The organism is Bradyrhizobium sp. KB893862 SZCCT0404, assembly GCF_018130885.1.
GTDB lineage: Bacteria > Pseudomonadota > Alphaproteobacteria > Rhizobiales > Xanthobacteraceae > Bradyrhizobium > Bradyrhizobium stylosanthis.
The window spans coordinates 1,301,540-1,324,104 of record NZ_JAFCLT010000001.1 but is presented as its reverse complement, the minus strand read 5'-3'; the positions used below and the strand labels follow the sequence as shown (position 1 = coordinate 1,324,104).

Annotated in this window: 18 protein-coding genes; 8 read left to right on the top strand and 10 right to left on the bottom strand. The window is 66.2% G+C overall.

Annotated features, from left to right (window positions below):
* Positions 1-66 precede the first annotated feature (66 nt).
* Complete coding sequence (locus tag JQ617_RS06630; protein WP_212025313.1) at positions 67-1,290, top strand: GGDEF domain-containing protein; 1,224 nt, start codon at positions 67-69, stop codon at positions 1,288-1,290.
* A gap of 147 nt (positions 1,291-1,437) precedes the next feature.
* On the opposite strand, the gene JQ617_RS06625 is transcribed toward JQ617_RS06630, so the two are convergent.
* From JQ617_RS06625 to JQ617_RS06615, 3 genes are all read right to left on the bottom strand, one after another.
* Entirely contained in the window at positions 1,438-2,574 is a 1,137-nt protein-coding gene (locus JQ617_RS06625; protein ID WP_212025984.1) for an acyl-CoA desaturase, read from the bottom strand.
* 269 nt (positions 2,575-2,843) lie between these two features.
* Positions 2,844-6,362 (bottom strand): transcription-repair coupling factor, encoded by a 3,519-nt coding sequence (gene mfd / locus JQ617_RS06620; RefSeq protein WP_212025311.1) that lies wholly within the window; start codon positions 6,360-6,362, stop codon positions 2,844-2,846.
* Positions 6,359-6,649 (bottom strand): FAD assembly factor SdhE, encoded by a 291-nt coding sequence (locus JQ617_RS06615; protein WP_063683428.1) that lies wholly within the window; start codon positions 6,647-6,649, stop codon positions 6,359-6,361. The genes mfd and JQ617_RS06615 overlap by 4 nt, the downstream gene beginning before the upstream one ends.
* A 193-nt stretch (positions 6,650-6,842) precedes the next feature.
* Between JQ617_RS06615 and recG the strand changes: the two genes are divergently transcribed.
* Both recG and JQ617_RS06605 read left to right on the top strand, forming a co-directional pair.
* Positions 6,843-8,951, top strand: a complete 2,109-nt coding sequence (recG, locus tag JQ617_RS06610; protein WP_212025309.1) for an ATP-dependent DNA helicase RecG — start codon at positions 6,843-6,845, stop codon at positions 8,949-8,951.
* A gap of 128 nt (positions 8,952-9,079) precedes the next feature.
* The gene (locus tag JQ617_RS06605) at positions 9,080-10,783 is read left to right on the top strand and encodes a sensor histidine kinase (protein WP_349630595.1); all 1,704 of its coding nucleotides are present in this window, start codon (positions 9,080-9,082) and stop codon (positions 10,781-10,783) included.
* Positions 10,784-10,824: 41 nt separating this feature from the next.
* On the opposite strand, the gene panE is transcribed toward JQ617_RS06605, so the two are convergent.
* Positions 10,825-11,754: a 2-dehydropantoate 2-reductase gene (panE, locus tag JQ617_RS06600; protein ID WP_212025307.1), complete on the bottom strand. Its 930-nt coding sequence runs from the start codon at positions 11,752-11,754 to the stop codon at positions 10,825-10,827.
* A 206-nt stretch (positions 11,755-11,960) separates the two neighbouring features.
* On the opposite strand from panE, the gene JQ617_RS06595 reads away from it, so the two are divergent.
* A complete protein-coding gene (locus tag JQ617_RS06595; protein ID WP_212025305.1) occupies positions 11,961-12,482 on the top strand; it encodes a P-loop NTPase family protein in 522 nt (173 codons plus the stop codon).
* 10 nt (positions 12,483-12,492) lie between these two features.
* Here JQ617_RS06595 and JQ617_RS06590 read toward each other — a convergent pair whose 3' ends face one another.
* The 3 genes from JQ617_RS06590 to glmS all read right to left on the bottom strand — a co-directional run bounded on the left by JQ617_RS06590 (position 12,493) and on the right by glmS (position 16,149).
* Complete coding sequence (locus tag JQ617_RS06590) at positions 12,493-13,350, bottom strand: NAD(P)-dependent oxidoreductase (RefSeq protein WP_212025303.1); 858 nt, start codon at positions 13,348-13,350, stop codon at positions 12,493-12,495.
* A gap of 105 nt (positions 13,351-13,455) precedes the next feature.
* Complete coding sequence (locus JQ617_RS06585; protein WP_063683422.1) at positions 13,456-14,232, bottom strand: DUF502 domain-containing protein; 777 nt, start codon at positions 14,230-14,232, stop codon at positions 13,456-13,458.
* Positions 14,233-14,322: 90 nt separating this feature from the next.
* Positions 14,323-16,149 (bottom strand): glutamine--fructose-6-phosphate transaminase (isomerizing), encoded by a 1,827-nt coding sequence (gene glmS, locus JQ617_RS06580; protein WP_212025301.1) that lies wholly within the window; start codon positions 16,147-16,149, stop codon positions 14,323-14,325.
* 219 nt (positions 16,150-16,368) lie between these two features.
* On the opposite strand from glmS, the gene JQ617_RS06575 reads away from it, so the two are divergent.
* Positions 16,369-16,587, top strand: coding sequence for a hypothetical protein (locus JQ617_RS06575; RefSeq protein ID WP_212025299.1), 219 nt, complete (start codon positions 16,369-16,371; stop codon positions 16,585-16,587).
* A gap of 9 nt (positions 16,588-16,596) precedes the next feature.
* Here the strand turns inward: JQ617_RS06575 and JQ617_RS06570 are convergent, their stop codons facing one another.
* Positions 16,597-16,782 carry a hypothetical protein gene (locus tag JQ617_RS06570; protein ID WP_212025297.1) on the bottom strand — a complete coding sequence of 62 codons (186 nt, stop codon included), beginning with the start codon at positions 16,780-16,782 and terminating at the stop codon, positions 16,597-16,599.
* A 45-nt stretch (positions 16,783-16,827) separates the two neighbouring features.
* Positions 16,828-18,183 (bottom strand): bifunctional UDP-N-acetylglucosamine diphosphorylase/glucosamine-1-phosphate N-acetyltransferase GlmU, encoded by a 1,356-nt coding sequence (gene glmU, locus JQ617_RS06565; protein ID WP_212025295.1) that lies wholly within the window; start codon positions 18,181-18,183, stop codon positions 16,828-16,830.
* Positions 18,184-18,358: 175 nt separating this feature from the next.
* Between glmU and JQ617_RS06560 the strand changes: the two genes are divergently transcribed.
* The 3 genes from JQ617_RS06560 (at position 18,359) to JQ617_RS06550 (ending at position 20,843) form a co-directional block, all read left to right on the top strand.
* Positions 18,359-19,762 (top strand): hypothetical protein, encoded by a 1,404-nt coding sequence (locus JQ617_RS06560; protein ID WP_212025293.1) that lies wholly within the window; start codon positions 18,359-18,361, stop codon positions 19,760-19,762.
* A 130-nt stretch (positions 19,763-19,892) separates the two neighbouring features.
* Positions 19,893-20,333, top strand: coding sequence for an MgtC/SapB family protein (locus JQ617_RS06555; protein ID WP_212025291.1), 441 nt, complete (start codon positions 19,893-19,895; stop codon positions 20,331-20,333).
* A gap of 129 nt (positions 20,334-20,462) precedes the next feature.
* Positions 20,463-20,843 carry a hypothetical protein gene (locus tag JQ617_RS06550; RefSeq protein ID WP_063683416.1) on the top strand — a complete coding sequence of 127 codons (381 nt, stop codon included), beginning with the start codon at positions 20,463-20,465 and terminating at the stop codon, positions 20,841-20,843.
* Here the strand turns inward: JQ617_RS06550 and JQ617_RS06545 are convergent.
* Positions 20,803-22,362 (bottom strand): glycoside hydrolase family 17 protein, encoded by a 1,560-nt coding sequence (locus JQ617_RS06545; protein ID WP_212025290.1) that lies wholly within the window; start codon positions 22,360-22,362, stop codon positions 20,803-20,805. The genes JQ617_RS06550 and JQ617_RS06545 overlap by 41 nt on opposite strands.
* Positions 22,363-22,565: the final 203 nt, after the last annotated feature.

Below are 22,565 nucleotides of genomic sequence, written 5' to 3'. Positions count from 1 at the left end.
TTGACGCCGCATTAAGGCGACCGGACTAGATTGCGCGACACCTGTTGCGCGAGTCAGAGTTTCCGAATGTCCCAGGCGGGCCCGATCCTGTTTGTGTCCAATGCCGAGCGCCCCGCCTTCGTTGCGGCGCTGGATGAGGCCCGGCTCTTCCCCGTGATCGACACCGACTGGGCCAGCGCGGCGCGCGCGGTCGAGCAGGTGCAGCCGGCCGCGGTCCTTGCCGCGATGCACGGCGGACACGAGCCGTATCTGGCGCCGCTCGCCAGGAAGATCGCCGACCAATCGCCTTACCTGCCCTTCGTGGCCCTGGATGCGCCAGGGGCGCTGCCGCCCAACGCCCTGCCCTTCGCCTCGCGCGGCGGCCAGCCCGACCGCCTGAGCGCGCGGCTGCGCGCCGCGCTCCGCGTCCGCACCCTGCATTCGACCGTGCTGCGCCGCCTGCCCGAGGTGAAGGTCGCGCTGCCCGAGGGCGACCCGTCGCGCGATGCCACCGTGCTGCTGATCGGCCGCGGCGCGGCCTATCCCGCCCTCTCCGTCGCGCTCGGCGAGCGCGTCGGCGTGGTCGGTGCGCTCTCGATCGAGGCCGCGGCCAAGCATCTCAACACCCGCGACATCGACGGCGTCGTGCTCGCCGAAGGGTTCACCGCGCGCGTGACCGACGCCTTCCTGACGGTGCTCGCCGAGGACACCCGCTTCCGCACCCTGCCCGTCGTCGTCACCGCGCACCAGCTCGTGCAGAGCTACGACCTGCCCAACCTCGAGCTGATCGTGGGCGAGCCGGCCAAGGTCGCCGCCAACGCGCTGCCGCTGATCCGCCAGCACGCGATGGAAGCGCAACTGAGCCGCACGCTGCGTTCGATCGACGCCGGCGGCTGGCTCGACCCGCGCAGCGGTCTCCTGACGACGGAAGCCTTCGCCCGCGACTTCGCCAAGGCGGTCGAGCAGGCGCTCGCCCGCGGCGGCGGCCTGTCGGTGGCGCGCTTCGCCTTCGATCCCAACAATCCCCGCGCCCAGCTCGATGCCGCGCGTATCCTCAGCCGCCTGATGCGGCAGATGGATTTTGGCGCAGCACAGAAGGACGGTTCGGTCATCGTGGTGTTCGCCGAGACTGACTTCCGCACCGCGCACATGATCGCCCGGCGTTTGTCGGCGGTGATGCGGCATACCTCGAACGGCAAGCACGAGATGCGCAGCGATCCCGTCGTCAGCGTGGACTCGCTGTCGCCGTCGGATACGGCGCGGTCGCTGCTGGCCCGGCTGTCGGCCGACGCGTCGAGGGCGGCGTCGTAACCACACGCTCGCTGCCGTAGGGTGGGCAAAGGCGCGCAGCGCCGTGCCCACCGTCTTCATCAATGACGAAAAACGTGGGCACGCTTCCGCCTTCGCTCTTCGAGCTACAGCGGACAAGTCGCTTTGCCCACCCTGCGGCAGTGCGCGCTAGCCGTTGCCCTTTGTTACCGGTTGCGTGCTGGCCGCCAGAGCAGGCGCAGGAGCGGCCAGGAGAAAGCCAACGGTCTCGTTCAGAAGCTCGTGGGCGCGGTCGACGATGTCGTCGAGGGAGATCGTCTTGGCGAACATGCGCTGCGCTTCAGCCAGCAGCTGCTCGCGCGTCGGCATGCTGGCGAGGCGCAGATCGGCATGGTGCTGCAACTGAACCAGCGTATCCCGCACCGACAATTCGGTCTCGTGGATCGACGTCCTGATCGCGTGCGCGATGTGCTCGGGGTTGAAGCGGGCCGCGAGCTGCTCGGCCGCCTGCTTCACTGCGCGCGATCCCAGCCGATGCTCGTTGCGCAGGACCAGCTTGGGCGGCGTCTTCAAATCCCGGACGATGCCGATCCAGGACAAGACCACCAGAATGTAATAGGTCAGGTCGATCTCATACCAGTAGAAGCCTTGCCGGGCGCTGGCCTGATAGGCGTGGTGATTGTTGTGCCAGCCCTCGCCCATGGTGAAGAGCGCGAGCAGCCAGTTGTTGCGGGAGTCGTCGCCGGTCACATAGCGCTTGCGTCCATGAACATGTGCGAGCGAGTTGATGCAGAACGTGGCGTGATACACCAGCACGGTGCTCCAGAGGAATCCGACCACGAGCCCCGACCAGCCGGCGACGAGGAAGCAGAGGCCCGCGAGCACGAACGCCGGCAGCAGCTCCAGCCGGTGCAGCCACATCAGCTCGGGATAGGACGCGAGGTCCGCGACCTTCACGAGGTCGGTCGCATCGTGCTGCCGATAGAAGATCCAGCCGACATGGCTGTACAGGAAGCCCTTGTGCCGCGGCGAATGCACGTCATGCGCGGTATCGGAATGAAGATGATGATGCCGATGCTTGGCGGCCCACCAGAGCACGCTCTTCTGGGCGCTGCTCTGGGCCAGGAAGGCCAGGATGAACTGAAACACCCGGCTGGTCGCGTAGGAGCGATGCGAGAAGTAGCGATGATAGCCGGCCGTGATCCCGAACATGCGCAGCCAGTACAGGGCCACGCAAATCGTCACGGCCTGCCACGAGATACCTGACCAGATCGCCGCGAAGCATCCCGCGTGAACCAGCACAAACGGCAGGACCTGGGGATACATGACGTCGTCGTGCTCGTCGTCATTGTCCGGGCCTGAACCGATATTGATAGACACGCTTGCGACCTCATCAGTTTCAGTTGGGCGGGTACAAAAAACCCGCGGCCGGTAAACCAGTCGCGGGGCGCACGAACCAGAAGCTCCATGAACGGGCCGATTCGTTTCAGCCCGAGCTCGATGGATCGAACATGGCGGTTGCCCGATCATTCCGCAAGTGGCCATATGCCGCTGTATTTGTGTCTAAATACCGTTTCAGCGGCCCCGGGGAACCTCTACGCCGCCTTCTTGCTCTCGGCGAGCTGCGCCAGCTGCCGCATGATCTCGGTGGTTCCGGCCAGCCGCTCTTCCGGCGTCTCCCAGTCCTGTAGAAATACGACCTTCATGTCAGGCCGCACCTTGGCGGCCTGGCCATAGCTGCGGATGAAGGTGACGAGGCGGTCGGGATAGGCGAAGGAATTGTCGCGGAAGACGATGACGGCGCCCTTCGGGCCGGCGTCGATCTTCTCGACATTGGCCCGGCGGCAGAACGCCTTGATCGCGGCGACCTTGAACAGGTAGCGCACCTCGTCCGGCAGCACGCCGAAGCGGTCGCGCATCTCGGCGCCGAAATTCTCGATCTCCTCCTCGGTGTCGAGATCGGCGAGACGCCGGTACAGCGACAGCCGCACCGAGAGGTCGCTGACGTAATCCTCCGGGATGAGCACGGGCATGCCGATGGTGATCGACGGCGACCAGCGGTCGGCCGCGGGCTCGGACACGCCGGCCTTGAGATTGACGATCGCCTCCTCCAGCATCGATTGATAGAGCTCGAAGCCGACCTCCTTGATGTGGCCGGACTGCTCTTCGCCGAGCAGATTGCCGGCGCCGCGGATGTCGAGGTCGTGCGAGGCGAGCTGGAAGCCGGCGCCCAGCGTCTCCAGCGACTGCAGCACGGTAAGCCGGCGCTCGGCCTGCGCGGTGATCTTCTGCTGCGCCGGCAGCGTGAACAGCGCATAGGCGCGCAGCTTGGAGCGGCCGACGCGGCCCCGGAGCTGGTAGAGCTGGGCGAGACCGAACATGTCGGCGCGGTGCACGATCAGCGTGTTGGCGTTGGGAATGTCGAGGCCGGACTCCACGATCGTGGTCGACAAGAGGATGTCGAACTTGCCGTCGTAGAACGCGGTCATGATGTCCTCGATCACGGCGGGCGGCATCTGCCCGTGCGCGACCGCGACCTTCATCTCCGGCACGTTCTTGTCGAGGAAGTCCTTGACCTCGGCGAGGTCGTCGATGCGCGGCACCACGTAGAACGCCTGCCCGCCGCGATAGCGCTCGCGCAGCAGCGCTTCGCGGATCATCAGCGGATCGTGCGGGGCGACGAAGGTACGGACCGCGAGACGGTCCACGGGGGGCGATGCGATGATCGAGAGCTCGCGGACGCCGGTGAGCGCCAGCTGCAGCGTGCGCGGGATCGGCGTTGCCGACAGCGTCAGCACGTGCACCTCTGAGCGCAGCGCCTTGAGCCGCTCCTTGTGGGTGACGCCGAAATGCTGCTCCTCGTCCACGATGACGAGGCCGAGGTCGCGGAACTTGATCGCCTTGCCGAGCAGCGCATGGGTGCCGACGACGATGTCGACGGACCCGTCGGCGATACCCTTCTTGACCTGGTTCAGCTCCTTGGTCGCGATCAGGCGCGAGGCCTGCGCCACGTTCACCGGAAAGCCCTTGAAGCGCTCGGTGAAGGTCTTTGCGTGCTGGCGCGCCAGCAGCGTGGTCGGGACCACGACCGCAACCTGCTTGCCTTCGAGCGCGACGGCGAACGCGGCGCGCAGCGCCACCTCGGTCTTGCCGAAGCCGACGTCGCCGCAGATCAGGCGATCCATGGGACGGCCGAGCTCGAGATCCTTCAGGGTGGATTCGATCGCACCGAGCTGGTCCTCGGTCTCGTCATAGGGGAAGCGCGCACAGAACTCGTCATAGAGACCCTGCTGCACCGGAAGCTTGGGCGCTTCGTGCAGATGGCGCGCGGCGGCGATCTTGATCAGCTCGCCCGCGATCTCGCGGATGCGGTTCTTCAGCTTCGCCTTGCGGGTCTGCCAGCCGCTTCCACCCAAGCGATCCAGCTCGACCGTGGTCTGGTCGGAGCCGTAGCGCGAGAGCAGCTCGATGTTCTCGACCGGCAGGAACAGCTTCGTCTCGGCGGCGTAATGCAGCTCGAGGCAGTCATGCGGCGCGCCGGCAACGTCCAGCGTCTGCAGGCCGATGAAGCGGCCGATGCCGTGATCGACATGGACGACGATGTCGCCGGCGGTGAGGCTCGTCACCTCCGAGATGAAATTGTCGAGCTTGCGGCTCGCCTTGCGCGGCCGCACCAGGCGGTCGCCCAGAATATCCTGCTCGCTGATCAGCGCGATCTCGTCGGTCTCGAAACCGCTCTCCAGGCCAAGCACGGCGAGCATGGTCTCGTTGCGCGGGGTCGCCTGCACCGTCCGCCAGGTATTGACGCTGGTGGTGTGGGTCAGCTTGTGGTCGCGCAGCATCGATGTCATGCGGTCGCGCGAGCCTTCGCTCCAGAGCGCGATCACGACCTTCTTGCGCTGCGCCTGCAGCCCCATCACGTGGCTGACGACGGACTCGAATACGTTGACGGTGGTGTCGTTGCGCTCCGGCGCGAAATCGCGGCCCTTGCGCGCGCCGGCATCGACGACGCTGATGCCGTCGGTCGGCACCGAGAATGCCGTCAGCCGCGCCAGCGGAATATCGCCGAGGCGCTTGGTCCACTCCGCGTCGGTCAGATAGAGCCGGTCCGGGGGCAGCGGCTTGTAGATGGCGCCGCCGCCGGGATGCTCCATCGCATCGCGGCGGGCCTCGTAATAGTCCTGGATCTGCTTGAAGCGCTCGCGGACCGCGTCCTCGGCCTGCGGCTCGATCGCGACGACAGCCCCTTGCAGATAGTCGAACAGCGTGTCCATGCGGTCCTGGAACAGCGGCAGCCAGTGCTCCATGCCGGGATGGCGGCGGCCCTCGCTGACGGCCTCGTACAGCGCATCGTCGCGCTCGGGCGCGCCGAACTCGGCGACATAGCCCATGCGGAAACGGCGGATGGTGTCGGTGACGAGCTGGAATTCGGAAACCGGCACGAGGTCGAGCGAGCGCATGTCGAGCAGCGTGCGCTGGGTCTCGGCATCGAAGGAGCGGATCGATTCCAGGCTGTCGCCGAAGAAGTCGAACCGGACCGGCTGCTCGAGGCCGGCCGGAAACAGGTCGAGGATGCCGCCGCGGACGGCGTATTCGCCGGGCTCGCGCACGGTCGAGGAGCGGTTGTAGCCGTTGTGCTCCAGCCAGGCGACGACGGTGTCCATCGGCACCACATTGCCCGGGGCGACCGACAGCGCCTGCGCGGCCACCAGCTCGCGCGCGGGCACGCGCTGCACCACGGCGTTCACGGTGGTCAGCACGATCAGCGGCTTGTCGCTGCCGGTGAGCGGGGCCAGCCGCGCCAGCGTGGTCAGGCGCAGGGCGAGGATGCCGCCATGCGGCGAGACGCGGTCATAGGGCTGGCAGTCCCAGGCCGGAAAGGTCAGCACCGGCAGATCGGGCGAAAAGAACCGCAGCGCGCGTTCGAGCTGCTGCATGCGCGCGCCGTCGCGGCAGACGACCGCAAGGCTGACGGCCGGTTTCTTCGGCCGCGCCGCGATCGCACGCGCCAGATCGGAGACGACGAGGCCTTCCGCGCCCTCGGCCACATTGGCAAGCGTCACCGCGCGGCCGGGCGTGAGCAGCTCGGCCGGCGACTTCAAACCGGGTTTCATAGATTGCCGTCCGTAATCGGGAACGCCTTGATGCGGGCGAACAGCGCGCCGGTGACGTCGGCCGGCAGCACCTTGTCGCCGGTGATGGCGGCATAGAGATCGGGATCGTTGACCTCGAGCAGGGTCTCGAGCTCGGTCAGCTCCGCGTCGGACAGGTTGCCGATCTCGGCATCGGCGAAGCGGCCGAGGATCAGGTCCATCTCGCGCGTGCCGCGGTGCCAGCAGCGGAACAGAAGCCGCTTGCGGCGCTCGTCCAGCCCGCTGCTCGATCGTGTCGTTCCCGTCATGTCTCAAATCCAGTCAAACGCAGAAAGCCCGGACGTGCCGGGCGGGGCTGATATAGCCATTGGGACCGCCGGTGTCAGCCCTTTGTTTTTGCAATTGTTTGGGGACCGTCATTGCCGGGCTTGACCCGGCAATCCATCCTCCTTGAAAAGATGGATGCGCGGGTCGAGCCCGCGCATGATGAATGTTGCAAGAATGCGCCCCAGCCTGCTCAATCCGCTGTTTGCCCTCGTGACCAGCCTGCCCGGCGTCGGTCCGAAGCAGGACAAGCTGCTGCAATATCTGCTCAGCCGGAGCGAGACGCCGCGGCTGGTCGACCTCTTGCTGCATCTGCCGAGCCAGGTCATCGACCGCCGGGCCCGGCCGAAGATCCGCGACGCCGCGCAGGGAACCATGGTGACGCTGGAGGTGACCGTCGACCGCCACCGGCCGCCCCCGCCGCGCAACGCGCGCGCGCCGTATCTGGTCTATGCCAGCGACGATACCGGCGACGTCGTGCTGACCTTCTTCCGCGCCAAGCCCGGCTATGTCGAGAAGCTGCTGCCCGTCGGCGAGAAGCGCTACGTCTCGGGCACGCTGCAGATGTATGACGGCATCCCGCAGATCGTGCATCCCGACCGCGTGCTGGACGAAGAGGCGATCTCGAAAATCTCCGGCATCGACCCGGTCTATCCGCTGACGGAGGGCCTCGCGCTCGGCTCGCTCCGCCGCGCGATCACGCAGGCGCTGCAGAAGCTGCCCGTCTTGCCGGAGTGGATCAGCCCCGAGGTGATGCGCCGCTGCCACTTCCCGCCAATCGCGGAAGCCCTCACCCGCGTGCACCAGCCGGTCGAGCTCACCGACATCCTGCCGGACCGGCCGTTCTGGTCGCGCCTTGCCTTCGACGAGCTCTTGGCCGGCCAGCTCGCGCTCGCCCTGATCCGCGCGCAACTGCGCCGCCCCGCCGGCGTGCGCAATGCCGGCGACGGGCATCTGCGCCACAAGATCATCGACGCCCTGCCCTATGCTTTGACCACCTCCCAGCGCGACGCGGCAGCAGCAATCGCCAACGATCTGCAACAGCCGGTGCGCATGCTGCGCCTGCTCCAGGGCGACGTCGGCTCGGGCAAGACGGTGGTGGCGCTGCTCGCGGCCGCCGCAGTGGCCGAGGTCGGCAAGCAGGCCGCGCTGATGGCCCCGACCGAGATCCTCGCGCGCCAGCACATCAAGACCATCGCCCCGCTCGCCGAGCGCGCCGGCCTGCGCGTGGCGATCCTCACCGGCCGCGAAAAGGGCAAGGAGCGGCGCGAGATCATCGCCCAGCTCGCCGAGGGCGAGATCGATCTCCTGGTCGGCACCCACGCGCTGATCCAGGACGATGTGATCTTCAAGGACCTCGCGCTTGCCATCGTCGACGAGCAGCACCGCTTTGGCGTGCGCGAGCGGCTGGCGCTGACCTCCAAGGGCGAAGCCGTCGACGTGCTGGTGCTGAGCGCAACCCCGATCCCGCGCACGCTGGTGCTGACCTATTTCGGCGACATGGACATTTCCGAGCTGCGCGAAAAGCCGTCCGGCCGCCAGCCGATCGACACCCGCGCCGTGCCGATGAGCCGGATCAGCGAGGTCATGGAAGGTGTCGGCCGCGCGCTCGAATCCGGCAAGCTGGTCTACTGGATCTGCCCGCTGGTCGAGGAATCCGAGGCCGAGGGCACGGAGCACCTCACCAACGCGACCAAGCGTTTCGAGAGCCTGCAGAAGCGCTTTGGCGACCGCGTCGGCCTCGTCCACGGCCAGATGAAGGGCACCGAGAAGGACCGCGTGATGGGCCAGTTCGCCGCCCACGAGATCGGGCTGCTGGTCGCGACCACGGTGGTCGAGGTCGGCGTCGACGTGCCGGCCGCCACCATCATGGTGATCGAGAACGCCGAGCGGTTCGGCCTCGCCCAGCTCCACCAGCTGCGCGGCCGCATCGGCCGCGGCTCGGAGGCCTCGACCTGCATCCTGCTCTACGGCGAGCCGCTCGGCGAAATGTCGAAGGCGCGCTTGAAGGTGATCCGCGAGACCACCGACGGCTTCCGCATCGCCGAGGAAGATTTGAAGCTGCGCGGCGAAGGCGACGTGCTCGGCGTACGCCAGAGCGGCCTGCCCGGCTATCGCATCGCGCGCTCGGAGGTGCACGGCCAGCTCATCACCCAGGCGAGAGACGAGGCACTGCGCATCCTCAAGGACGATCCCAAGCTGAAGGGCGAGCGCGGCGAGGCGCTGCGCTGTCTCCTGTATCTCTACGAACGGGACGAGGCGATCCCGCTGATCGGCGCGGGTTGATTGGACCGCGTTCGGAACAAAGGTTCCGGCAGCAAGTTCCATCACATCGCATGTTGCTCGCCGCGGCCGAGCCGGTACCTTGAAGGAATCAATTGCGAGATCAGCCTCGCCAATGGGGTGAGCGACAGGTGCGAGGTTCGGGAAGTCGAAGAAGGGGGTGGTTCAGGCGGTCGCTGCGGACCTGGCCTGTTTCCGCATATCTGCTGCTGCTGGCCATCACCACCGCCGTCCCGGTCACGGCGTGCGCGGCCTTTCTCGCCTACCATTTCGTCGCCGAATCCTCCCAGCTCACCAAGGCGGAGTACGAGGACAGGCTGCGCCTCATGCGCAACGCCGCCGACCTGCGCATCGCAAACATCATCGACGACCTGCAGGTCCTCGCCCTGTCGCCTTCGCTGGCGCAGGACAGGTTTGCCGAGTTCAGGGAGCATGCCGTGCAGGCGGTCAAGCTGATCGGCGGCGTCGCCATCGTGCTCTATGCCCCCGATGGTCAGCAGATCGCGAATACGCGCCTCGCGCTCGATGCCCCCTTGCCCAAGCGCACCGAATTCGACGTCGAGCGCCGGGCGATCGAGACCGGCCGCCCGCAAGTGTCCGGCCTGCAGCGCGCCGTGGTCGACGGTCAACCGATCGTCACGATCGCCGTTCCGGTCCGCATCCGCGGCGAAATCCGTTACGCGCTCAATATCGGACTGTCGACCCGATACCTTTCGTCGATGATGGACGAATATGTCTCGGCCGGAATGGTGGGCAGCATCGTCGATGCGAACGGACTGCTTCTGGCGAGGCGCCCGTTGCTCGATGGCGACGATCTGGTGGGACAGCCGACCATTCCTGCGGTCATGGCCCAACTCGGAAAACCGTCCGCCTGGTGGATCGAGGCGGTGTCGCGGACCGGCGTTCCCACCTACACCTCGCTGCTGCGATCCAACCAGAGCAGCTGGTCGATCAACCTCGCCGTCCCGCGCGACGTCATCGACGGTCCGCTGCACCGGACGGTCGAATGGATCGTCGCGCTGACGGCGTTCACGCTCGTCCTCGGATTGGCGCTGGCACGCCTGATCTCCCGGCGCTTCCTGGCCGAATTCTCCGATCTCGAACGATATGTCGGGGGCCTGCGATCCGGTGCGCTCGAGCCGAAGCTGGGCGCGATCAGCGAAGTCAACCGGATGAAGAAGGTGCTCTATCATGTCGGAAGCGAACTCGCGGGCGCGCTGAAGCAGCAGAAGGCGCTGCTGGACGAAATCAATCATCGGGTGAAGAACACGCTCGGCACCGTCCAGTCGATCGCGCGCCTGTCGCGCGCCAGCTCGAGCGACCTCAACGAGTATGCGGCGGCTTTCGAAGGCCGCCTGCTGGCGCTGTCGCAGGCCTATAATCTCCTCACCGAAAACAATTGGGTCGGCGTCAGCCTGGAGTCCATCGTCAGGCAGACCCTGGCGCCCTATGCCGGTCCCGAACGTCTCGACATCGACGGCCCCGATCTCCTGCTGCCGCCAAAGGTCACGCTGGCAATCTCCGCCGCGCTACAGGAGCTCAGCACCAACGCGGCCAAATATGGCGCGTTCTCGGTCCCATCGGGCAAGCTGCAGATCTCCTGGACGGTGGACGAGACCGGCCTGGTTCGCCTGTCCTGGTCGGAACGGGACGGTCCGCTGGTCCACAAGCCCACGCGCCGCGGCTTCGGGACCAAGATGATCACCGGCATGTTTGCCGGCGAGACCGGCTGGTCCGTGAACCTGGACTTCAATCCCGGCGGGCTTCGCTGCGTCATGCAGTTCTGGTCGCGCGACCAGGTCGACGGCGATTTGCCCCTGATGGAAGCAAGCTAGGCATTGCCCGGCGCAACATCGCCACGTCCCCGCGGGCGGGCTCAGCCCGCGGCCCGCCGCCGCCCGATCTCGTAGGCCGCCACATGCGCGCGGGCGAGATCCAGCAGCGGCGTGTCGATGCCGAGCGCACGGGCGCGGTTGGCCATATCGCCGAGGATGTGCTCCGCCTCGGTGATCGAACCGCGCTCGATGTCGCGCAGCATCGAGGCCTTGAGCGGCGAATCCAGCGTGGTGAAGAGCTTGCGGTCGAACTCGATGAACGGCGCGCGCGGCTCGAAGCCCGACGCCGTCGCAACGGCGCAGCATTCGGCGAACAGGCGGAATATGGACTGCTCGCCGTTCGGCACGGCCAGGATGTCGCCGACACTTGCACGCATCAGGCAGGTGATGCCGGCCAGCGTCGAGAGCTGGACGAATTTCTCCCACATGTCCTGCATGATCGCCTCGCTGGCGCGCACGTCGATACCGGGAACCTGGAGCAGCGCTTCCAGCGCGAGCGCACGCTCGCTCAACGCGCCCGCGGTCTCGCCGAAGACAATCGTCTGATTGGCCATGAACTGAACGACGCGGCCATCCGCATCGAGGCCCGCGCTGACATTCGCGAGCCCGCCGAGAACGCGCGCGGCGCCGAACCGCGCAATGAGAGCGTCGATATGCTTCAACCCGTTCAGGATCGGCAGGATCATCGTATTGGGGCCGACCGCGGGCGCAAACTGGTTCATCGCGTCATCGAGCGAGTAGGCCTTCACGCCGACGAGCACGACGTCGAACGGCTCCCTGAGATCGTCGGCCGCAACCAGCTTCGGCTCTACGGCAAAGTCGCCATGCGGGCTTGCGACCTGCAGTCCATTCCGCTGCAATTGCCCTGCCCGCGCCGGCCGCACCAGGAAGGTCACGTCGCGGCCCGCCCGGACCAGGCAAGCTCCATAGTAGCCGCCAAGCGCGCCTGCGCCGATCACGAGCACTCTCATTCGAACTCCCACTGCAGTAGAATTGCTTCCACTGAGAGATTAGCAGACGAGCCTCGCTCCGTCTCCTGCCCGTCATTGCGAGCGCAGCGAAGCAATCCAGACTGCCTCCGCGGAAAGAGTCTGGATTGCTTCGCTGCGCTCGCAATGACGACTAGTTCAGACGGCTTGCCCTTTCGCCGCGACCGACTTCATGCAACCTTCCCGCCATGCGCCGGATCATCGTGGTTGGCTCACAAGGCAGCGGAAAGACGAGCCTTGCTCGCAAGCTCGGGCAAAAGCTCGGGCTGCCGGTGGTGCATCTCGACGTCCTCTATTGGCAACCGGGCTGGACAGCATCCGACACAGCAAGCTTTCGAGCGCGCGTCGCGGAGGCGATCGCGGGCGATGCGTGGGTCGTCGACGGCAGCTTCTCGGGGCTGGCGTTCGATCTCACGATCGCACGTGCCGATGTTCTCGTCGTCATCGACCGCCCGCGCTGGGTCTGCCAGTGGCGCATCCTCTGGCGCTCGGCCTTCGATCGCGACAAGGCCCGCCCCGATCTGCCCGAGGGATGTCCGGAACAGTTCGACTGGAAACTGATGAAGGAGGCATGGCGCTACGACGTCGAGCGCGTGCCTGACATCGAGGCCGAGCGCATCGAACATGGCCCCGATGTCCCAGTCCTACGCCTGAGACGCGACCGGGACATCCAGGGCTTTCTGGAGTCCATCTCGATAGACGGCGAGTGAGACCTGACGATCAGGATTTCTTCTGCGCGATACCCGCGGAAAACGCCTTCAGCAGTTCCGCATCCACCGCCTCGCCCTTCGCGTCTGCGGCCAGATGCTCGAACCAGCGCGCAAAGCCCTCGTAGATCTGGCTGGCCGGATGGTCGGCGCCGAGAAAGCCGGAAATCTCCCGCATCTCCGCGACCCAACGATAGGCTTTCGGGATCATGTCCGGCAGCGCCACTTCGAGGCGGGCGAGGATCGCGGGCTGGCTGAGCGCGAGCTCGTCGCGCAGCGCGTCCGCGGCGCCCGCCTTCGTGGCCGCGATCACCATGGCCGATCCGATGCCGGCGAGGCCCTTGACGATGCCGGCATAGGACATCTTCAACGCCGATGCTGCGCCGACCGGTCCCTCGACAATCCGCACGTCGAGGCCGAAATCCCGGAGCATCGCGACGTCCCCTGCGTACTCGCCGGACATGTAGAAGGCCGGGCTCTTGCCGCCTTTCTGCGGCGGGAAGCCGATGATGCCGCCATCGACGAACGGCGCCTGTGCCGAGCCGATGATCTCCTCGATCCTCTGCACGGTATCGACATTGACGGCGTTGCAATCGACCACGATCGGCTTCTTCTCGCGCCTGACGATCAGCGCCGCCAGCCGTTCGGCCAGCGCCACCGCTTCGCCCGGCGGCACGATCGAGAGGATGACATCGGCGTCCGCAATCGCCTCGTCCTCGGCGCCGATCATGCCGGCATCCGCGGCGCGCTTTTGCGTCGCCTCGCTCCGCCCCTTCAGCGACGTCAGCACGCGCGCGCCGTTTTCGCTGAGACGGCGGGCGACGGCGCTGCCCATGGCGCCGGGCGCGAGGATCGCAATGGTCTTTGACATCGTGCACTCCAGATCGAACTTTGAGCGAGGCGCTCAATTCGACCGGAAGATTAGCAGAGGATGCGAGGCCTTGCGTGAACGCGGCCATCTCGCAGCGGAATGGCCCTACTCCACCTTCGCAGGCTGGGGCTGTTGCTGGAGCGTCGAGGCGTTGGCGATGCGCGCGGCATTGGCCATGCCCGCGAGCGCCGCAGCCTTCTTCGGGTCGGGCGCCGAGCCCGGCTGCACCACGCCGGCCGACATGATCAGCGTCGCGGCGTCCTCGGCGGTGAGGTCGACCTCGATGATCTTGCTTCTGGGCACGTAGAAGAAGAAGCCGGTGGTCGGGTTCGGCGAGCACGGCAGGAACACCGAGACATGCTCTTCCTGTCCCGGCAGGCTGCGGGCGATGTCCTCGCTCGGCGATTGCGAGATCAGCACGATCGACCACATGCCCGGCGAGGGAAACTCGACCAGGCCCACTTTGCGGAAGCTCGAGCCCTTGCCCGAGAACAGCGTCTCGAACACCTGCTTCAGGCCGCGATAGATGGCGCGCACCGCCGGGATGCGGCCGAGGAAGGTCTCGCCGACATCGACCAGCGTCCGCCCGATCAGGTTCGCCGCGAGGAAACCGACCAGGGTCAGCGTGAAGAACGCGACAATCAGTCCCCAGCCGGGAACGCCGTAGGGCAGATAGGTCTCGGGCCTATAGGCCAGCGGGACGAAGGGTCGCACCACACCGTCGACCCAGGTGACGAACCACCAGACCAGATAGAGGGTGATCGCGATCGGCCCCGTCACCACGAGGCCGGTCAGGAAATAATTGCGGAAGCGGCCCATCAGCCCGGTATGCGGTTCCGGTGCGGGATCAAGCGGCGCAGGGACGTCGTCGCGGGTGGTCATTCGGGTTCCAGGTCGGTCGCAGCTGACAAGCTAGGGTCTTCTAGCAGGTTTTGGAAGACCACGAAGCGACGCGACCGGTATCCCTTCTGCCTATTCCACCGTCACCGATTTCGCGAGATTGCGCGGCTGGTCGACGTCGGTGCCCATGATGACAGCCGTATGATAGGCGAGCAGCTGAACCGGGACGGCGTAGACCATCGGCGTGAACGCCGCCGCCATGTCGGGCATGACGATGGTGACGAGCGAATCGACCGTCGCCTCCTCCGCGCCCTTGGCGTCGGTCATCAGGATGATCTTGCCGCCACGGGCGGCGACCTCCTGCATGTTGGAGACGGTCTTCTCGAACACGCGGTCATAGGGTGCGATGACCACGACCGGCATGGTCTCGTCGATCAGGGCGATCGGGCCGTGCTTGAGCTCGCCGGCGGCATAGCCCTCGGCGTGGATGTAGGAGATTTCCTTCAGCTTCAGCGCGCCTTCGAGCGCGAGCGGGAAGCTGGTGCCGCGGCCGAGATAGAGCACGTCGCGCGACTTCGCGATCTCGCGCGAGAGCTTCTCGATCTGCAGCTCCGTGGTGAGCGCATCCGACATCAGACGCGGCACCTCGACGAGTCCGTGGACCAGCTTGGTCTCGTCCTCGTCGGACAATTGGCCCCTGGCCTTGCCGGCGGCGATCGCAAGATTGGCGAGCACCATGAGTTGGCAGGTGAAGGCCTTGGTCGAGGCGACGCCGATCTCGGGACCGGCAAGCGTCTGCAGCACGGTCTCGCTCTCGCGCGCAATGGTCGAGGTCGGAACGTTGACCACGGCGATCGTGTGCACGCCCTCGGCCTTGGCGTAACGCAGCGCGGCCAGGGTGTCGGCGGTCTCGCCCGACTGCGAGATGAAGATGGCGAGATCGCCCTTGCGCAGCGGCGCCTCGCGGTAGCGGAATTCGGAGGCGACATCGACCTCGACCGGCACGCGCGCAAAGCGCTCGAACCAGTATTTTGCGACGAAGCCGGCATAGCTCGCGGTGCCGCACGCCGTGATGTTGATGCGGCGGATGTCGTTGAAATCGAACGGCAGCTTGACCGGCAGCGAAACGCGCTCGGTCGCCATGTCGACGTAGCGCGCCAGGGTGTGGCCGACCACTTCCGGCTGCTCGTGGATCTCCTTGGCCATGAAGTGGCGATAGTTGGCCTTGTCGACCAGCGAGGTCGAGGCGGCGTGCTTGATCTTCTCGCGCTTTACGGCGTGGCCGTCCTTGTCGAAGATGCTGGCGCTCTTGCGGGTCAGGACGACCCAGTCGCCGTCCTCGAGATAGCTGATCGTGTCGGTGAACGGGCCGAGCGCGATGGCGTCGGAGCCGAGATACATCTCGCCGTCGCCATAGCCGATCGCGAGCGGCGGGCCGTTACGGGCGCCGATCATCAGGTCATCGTCGCCGGCGAAGATGAAGCCGAGCGCGAAGGCGCCGCGCAGGCGTCCCAGCGCCAGCTTCACCGCCTCGACCGGCTTGTTGCCGCGATTCAGCAGATCGTCGACGAGATGCAGCACGATCTCGGTGTCGGTCTCGGTGTGGAACACCGCGCCCTTCTTCTCGAGCTCCTCGCGCAGCTCGCGGAAATTCTCGATGATGCCGTTGTGGACCACGGCGACGCGCTCGGTCGCGTGCGGATGGGCGTTGTTGACGGTCGGCTTGCCGTGGGTGGCCCAGCGGGTGTGGCCGATGCCGGTGGTGCCCTTGAGCGGCTCGGCTTCCAGCCGCTTTTCCAGGTTCTTCAGCTTGCCCTCGGCGCGGCGGCGCTCGAGATGCTTGCCTTCGAGCGTGGCAACGCCCGCGGAATCGTAGCCGCGATATTCAAGACGTTTGAGCGAGTCGACCAGTTGCTCCGCAACCGGTTCGCGCCCGAGAATGCCGACAATCCCGCACATGCGGATCAATATCCCCCAAATCGTCGAAAAATCGCCAAAACGACACGCTCAGTTTTTAGCGAAATTCCGAGGGAACCATATACTCAATAATTATTGCTGATTGAGACAGCGTCCGACCGCACCAGGCGCTGCCTGCGTCGATGTGGCCGGCCTTTAACCCCGCGCGTTAACTTGTTGTCAACAAGTTTGACCAACGATTCCTGTCAGGAGAACAAGGCCATGAAAGGCTCATCCGACCGCAAAGGTCTGTCGTCGCTGTATCTGCGTGCCAGCGAGACGTCGGGCACGCACCTCGCCCATTGGCCGCCGCCCCAGCGCGGCAAGGAAAGCAAGCCGGTCTTCGTCAAGCATGCGCAGGGCGAACCGGCCAAGCGCGCCAAGCCGCGCGGCTGGCGCCTGACCCGCGCGATCTTCTCGGAATTCGCCGACGACGAATAGCGGGGTGCTTCACCACCCCAGCACCAGGGCAAAGACGAGGCAAACGACGAACGCCCAGAACGTCAGGCCGGTGACCAGTGATGCGATCTCGGTCGGACGGGGCTCGCCGACCTGTTCCAACACCCATTGTCCCGGCGGCACGACGACGCGTTTGACGAGGAATGAGATCGCATCGTCGATGAAGTCGTTGTCCATGAGCGCAGCCCTCACGACACCAATCGGGGGACGGCAGGCGGCCGCTCACTTCTCCGGCTTCTTGCCGCCCGTCTTCATCTCGCGATAGCGCTTGGCGCCGCCTTCCCTGATGGTCTGCTGGTTGCGCTCCAGCGCCATGGCATCGTCGGGCACATCCTTCGTGATCACCGAGCCCGAGCCGATATAGGCGCCGTTGCCGATCTTCACGGGCGCGACCAGCGAGGAGTTGGTGCCGACGAAGGCGCCCTGCCCGATGATGGTCTTGTGCTTCTTGAAGCCGTCGTAGTTGCAGGTGATGGTGCCGGCGCCGATGTTGGAATTGGCACCGACGGTGGCATCGCCGATGTAGGAGAGATGGTTGACCTTGACGCCGGCCTCCAGCGTCGCCGCCTTCGTCTCCACGAAATTGCCGATGCGCGCGCCGTCGCCGAGCGAGGTGCCGGGCCGAAGCCGCGCATAGGGGCCGATCGAAACCTTCTTGCCGAGCGTGGTCTCGACGATGTGCGAGAAGGAATGGATCACCGCGCCGTCGGCGATCGACACGCCGGGGCCGATCACCACGAACGGCTCGATGGTGACGTCCTTGCCGAACACGGTGTCGGCGGACAGGTAAACCGTCTCCGGCGCGATCAGCGTGACGCCGGCCTCCATCGCCGCTTTGCGCAGGCGCGCCTGCATCACGGCCTCGGCCTCGGCGAGCTGCGCCTTGGTGTTGATGCCGCGCACTTCGTCCTCGCTGGTCTCGATCACCACGGACTCCCATCCCTGCTTGCGGACGATCTCGACCGCGTCGGTCAGATAATATTCGCCCTTGGAATTGGCATTGCCGATCTTCTCGAGGATCTCGAGCGCGCGGCGTCCGTCGATCGCCATCACGCCGGCATTGCACAGATCGATCCTGCGCTCGGCTTCGCTGGCATCGGCCTGCTCGCGGATCGCGACCAGGCGGTCGCCCTCGACGATGAAGCGTCCGTAGCCGGTCGGATCGGCGGCGCGAAAGCCGAGCGCGGCGATGGCGGCGCCCTTGGCGAGCGGCGCACGCAGCCGCGCAAAGGTCTCGGCCGAGATCAGCGGCGTGTCGCCGAATGCGACCAGGAGATCGTCGGCGCCGCGCGCGATGGCTTCGCGTGCCGCGAGCACCGCGTGCGCGGTGCCGAGGCGTTCGCTCTGCACGAAGGTGAGAGCGTCCGGGCGGATGCGCTTCGCTTCCTCCGCGACGGCCTGGTGATCGGGGCCGATCACGACGGCCAGCGCGGTGCCGGTTCCCTTCGGTGCCGCGGCGAGCACATGGGCCAGCAGGCTCTGGTGCGCGACGGGATGCAGCACTTTCGGCAGGCTCGATCGCATGCGCGTGCCTTCACCGGCGGCGAGCACGATCGTGAGGCTGGAACGGGCGGTCATCGAAATCCTGTCAGATACGGCCGAATCAATTGGCGCGGCAGGCGGTGCGCCGCCGTCGCAAGCTGCCGCCTTGCTACCCCCGCAAACGCCCGGAATTCAAGTGCGACGGGGTTTTCCTGTTAATGTTCCCTGATTGATTCGGGGAAGCCGGACAGGGGCTGGGCATTTAACGTTCATGGCAAAGGATTCCGACCCACTGGCGGATGCCTTCGGCGCCAAGGAGACCGGCGGGCTGTTCTCCGGGCTTTGGGCCGAGGAAAGCACGTTCGACCGCCGCATGATGTGGCGGCTGGGCACGTGGGGCGTGACTGCCGTCGGCGCCGTCGTCATCGCGGTGATGGCCAACCAGGCCCAGCTCGGCTGGCGCCGCGATCAGGTCGCCGCCGCCGATCTGACGCGCCAGGCCGACCGGCTGCAGCAACTGACCCGGGAAAGCCAGAACGAGGCCCGCCGCCTCGCCGCCGCCATCGAGACGCTGAACACCGATCGCGACCGGCTCTACTCCCGCGTCACCGTGCTGGAGCAGGGCCTCGATTCCGTCACCGGCGCCATCGCCAAACAGGCCGCGAAGCCGCAGGACGCGCCTGAGGCGCAAGCCGCATCCGCAGCACCCAGCGTCGGCCCGGTCGCCTCGGTGCCCTCGCCCTCCCCCGACAAGCCGCGCGCGAGCGCCAAGGAGCAGGCGAAGGAGCCCGCCAAGGACGCCGCCAGGGACACCGCGAAGGAGCCGGCAAATCCGCCGCCGCAGAGCGCGGCCGCCGCATCGCTGGTGTCGCAGGCGCCGGCAACGACCTCGGCGCTGCCGATACTTCCGCTGGTGCCGTCCAAGTCGATCATGGCGCCGCCTGATCCCGCTGCTTCGAGACTGGTTCAGCCGGACACGACCGAGAAGGCCGCCGAGAAGAAGCCTGAAGCAGCGCCCGCGCCGACCGAGGTCGCGGCCGTTGCAGCCAAGCCGCCGGAGGCCACCGAGAGCGAAGCGCCGGCCATAGCGGTCCAGCAGACGCGATTTGCGATCGACCTCGGCGGCGCCAACTCGGTCGACGGCCTGCGTGCGCTCTGGCGCGGCGTGACAAAATCCAATCCGGAAGTCGCAGCGCTGCGGCCGATCATCATGATCAAGGAAGGCACCAACGGCCTTGGCATGCAGCTGCGCCTGGGGGCCGGCCCGCTGATCAATGCGGCGGCCGCTGCAAAGCTCTGCGCCGGGCTCTCCGAGAACGACCGCCACTGCGAGACCACCGTGTTCGACGGCCAGCGGCTGTCGATGCGCGGCGGCTCGGAGAAGGGTCAGGACAAGGGCCAAGAGAAGTCGCAGGACAAGGGACAGGAGAAGTCCCAGGACCGCGTGCAGGACAAGAGCGCCGACAAGACCCAGGAGGCGGCGCCGCAAGCCGAGACAGCACCCGCGCCCGCGCCGAATGCAAAGCCCGACAAGCGCCGCCGCAGCTACTCCTCGAAGCGTTCGTCGAAACGCGAAGAGCCCGCGCCTGCACCCGCGGCCCCGCAGCCGGCCGCACAGGCGAAGCCTGAGACCGCATCGACGGGATCGACGCTGACGTCGTTCTTCCGGCGGTAGGCATTCCGCTCACCATCAGTCGGTCCATCGGCCGATAGGGACCCGTGACCGTGCGACTATCGGACGCTTCGACCTGAGCCTCGACTTCACCGCAAGTTCGCGATCCTTCGGCGACAACGCGTGAGCTCCGATGAACGAACTCGATGATGTCTTGAGGCTACTCGTTGCGGCGGGAACAGGGCTGCTGATCGGCATCGACCGCGACATGAACGACAAGCCGGTGGGAATGCGGACACTTTCGCTGGTGGCCCTCGGCTCCGCGCTGGTCTCGATTTCGGTCATCGAGTTCCAGAACCTGAGAGATCATCCGGACGCGATCTCGAGAGTCATTCAGGGCGTCGTTGCCGGCGTCCTGACAGGCGTCGGCTTCATCGGTGCCGGCGTCATCCTGCATGACAGCAAGGCGAAGACCGTTCATGGCCTCACCACCGCTGCGACCGTCTGGATCGCGGCGGGTCTCGGAATCGCCTGCGCTCTGGGAGCCTGGTTGCTCGTCGCCGCAGCGATCGCCGTCACCTTGCTCGTGCTCTTCGTTCTTGGCTGGGTCGAGCGCCGGCTGGGCTTGAAATAGCCGGCACGCGAGCCAGTGGCGAAAGTCCTGCCTGTTCCAGGCTCCCCGCGCCATCACTAGCTGGCGAGCAATCAACAGGCGCCCACCTGCCCTGTTGCCTGCCGACGCCATCCCGACCATATTGCGGCCATGACAAAAAAGCCCTTCCGCCTCACGCCCTACCAGGTGCAGTTCCTGATCGTCGTCGGTTTTGCCAGCGTCGGCTATGCGCTTTACCTGCGCTATCTCGGCATCGAGCTCTCGACCGTCGGCCTTGCCTGCGATGCCGGCCTGCAGACGCTGATCTGCAAGGCGCGCTCGGTGTCGACCGTGCTGTTCAAGAATTCGGTGTTCGGCATCGTCGCGCTGGTGGTGGCGACGCTCAACCTGATGCGGCCGTCGATCGTGCTCCTGACCGTCGGCATCATCGCCGCCGGCCTCGGCATCGTGCTCTACAACGTCGTGCTGTCGGGCCTTGCGATCGGCCTGTTCATTCTTGGATTTGCTCGGCCCGCGCCCGCCACAGCGTGAGCGCGAACAACAGATACATCGCGCAGGTCCACAGCGACTGCCAGTTGTCGCGCCCCTCGTTGAACAGCACGTAGATTGCCGACAGCGTCAGCACGCCCGCGAACACCGCCTCCGCGATCGGACGCTGGCCGACCTGCGGGCGGTTCAGCATCAACAGCGCGAACGGCACCACCGCCATCGTCAGCGAGGCATAGGGGAAGTCGTGGTAGCGCGGGTCGAACACGAAGGCGAGCGCGGTCTGCGCCGCGATGACGGCGGTCAGCGCCAGCGTCAGGCCCAGCACCGCGGTGAGCTTCGACCATTTGCGGCCCTCGCGGGGGCCTAGCAGGTCGAGGAAGGTCGGCAGGCTGCGGCCGATCACCATCGCCTGCGCGCAGAAGATCGGCGCCAGGATGCCGGCCAGCAGCAGCGCACCCCAGTGCAGCCAGCCGCCGATGCCGTAGCTCTCATAGTACATCTTGTCGACGCCGATCCCGAGCAGGCTGCCCGCCGTGGTCGCCGAGATGGCGACACCGAGCCAGGCCGAGAAGCGCGGCGTCCACGGCCGCCGGCGCAGCGTGATCAGCGCCACCGCGAACACCAGCACGCACAGGCCCATGCCCGCGCCCATGTACCATTTCCAGTACGGGAAATTGCTGATCGGCTGGCCCGGCGGATATTTCAGCTCGCGGCGCACGGAATCGAACAGGCCCCAATAGCCGCCGACGGTGCCTTCCAGCTTGCGCTTCCAGGGCTGGTCGTAGGACTCGATCAGGTTGACGCGAAACTTGTTCGCCTTCGCAAGGCCGAGGATTTCCGAGACGACGCGCGCCTGGTTGGTGCGCGACGGCAGTGCGCCCTCGCGCATGCGCCCCTCGCTCGGCCAGCCGGTCTCGCCGATCAGGATCTCCTTGCCCGGAAACGCCACCGCCATGCGCTCGCGGATCGCTTCCACATGCGAAGCGGCGAATTTCGCCTTGACCGGAAAATCCTCCCAATAAGGCAGGATGTGGATGGTGACGAAGTCGACGGCGTCATAGACCTCGCGGTTCTTCAGCCAGAACTCCCAGACATCGGCATAGGTGACGGGCACGCTGACCTGCGCCTTCACCGAGCGGATGATGGAGACGAGGTCGGCGGTCGTCATCTCGCCGCGCAGCAGCACCTCGTTGCCGACGATGATGCTGGTGATGATGCCGGGGAAGTCCTTGGACAGGCGGACGGCGAGCGCGGCCTGCTCGAAATTCTTGGTGCGGTTGCTGGAGAGCCAGATGCCCTGCAGCACCTTCATGCCGCCGACCTTGGCGGCGATCGCCGGGACCTGGTCGAGCCCATTCTCCATGGAATAGGTGCGGACGCAGTCGGTGATCTCCTTGAGCTGGCGCAAATCCTGCTCGATCTGATCGGCTTCAATATGCGTCCACGCGTTCAGCGGCGACTGGTCGCCCCGGAACGGCGCATAGGAGACACATTGAACCTTGTCGGCGGGATCGATCGGGGCGCGCGCGAGCGTGATTGGCGTGGCCAGCCACCACCACACGGCAGCAATCGCACCCAGTGAGACGAGCAGAAGCGCCAGTGGCGTACGAAGAGAAATAGTTCCGTCCTCCGCGAAGGGCCGTCGATTACCTGCATCCACGCCGTCTGCCAAGAGGTGATGCCGGATGGATCGATCGCTCCCCCAAGGAATTTACCTGCGGCCGTTCGACAGAGGCCTAGGATCGTGACTTTGCTGGACAAAAT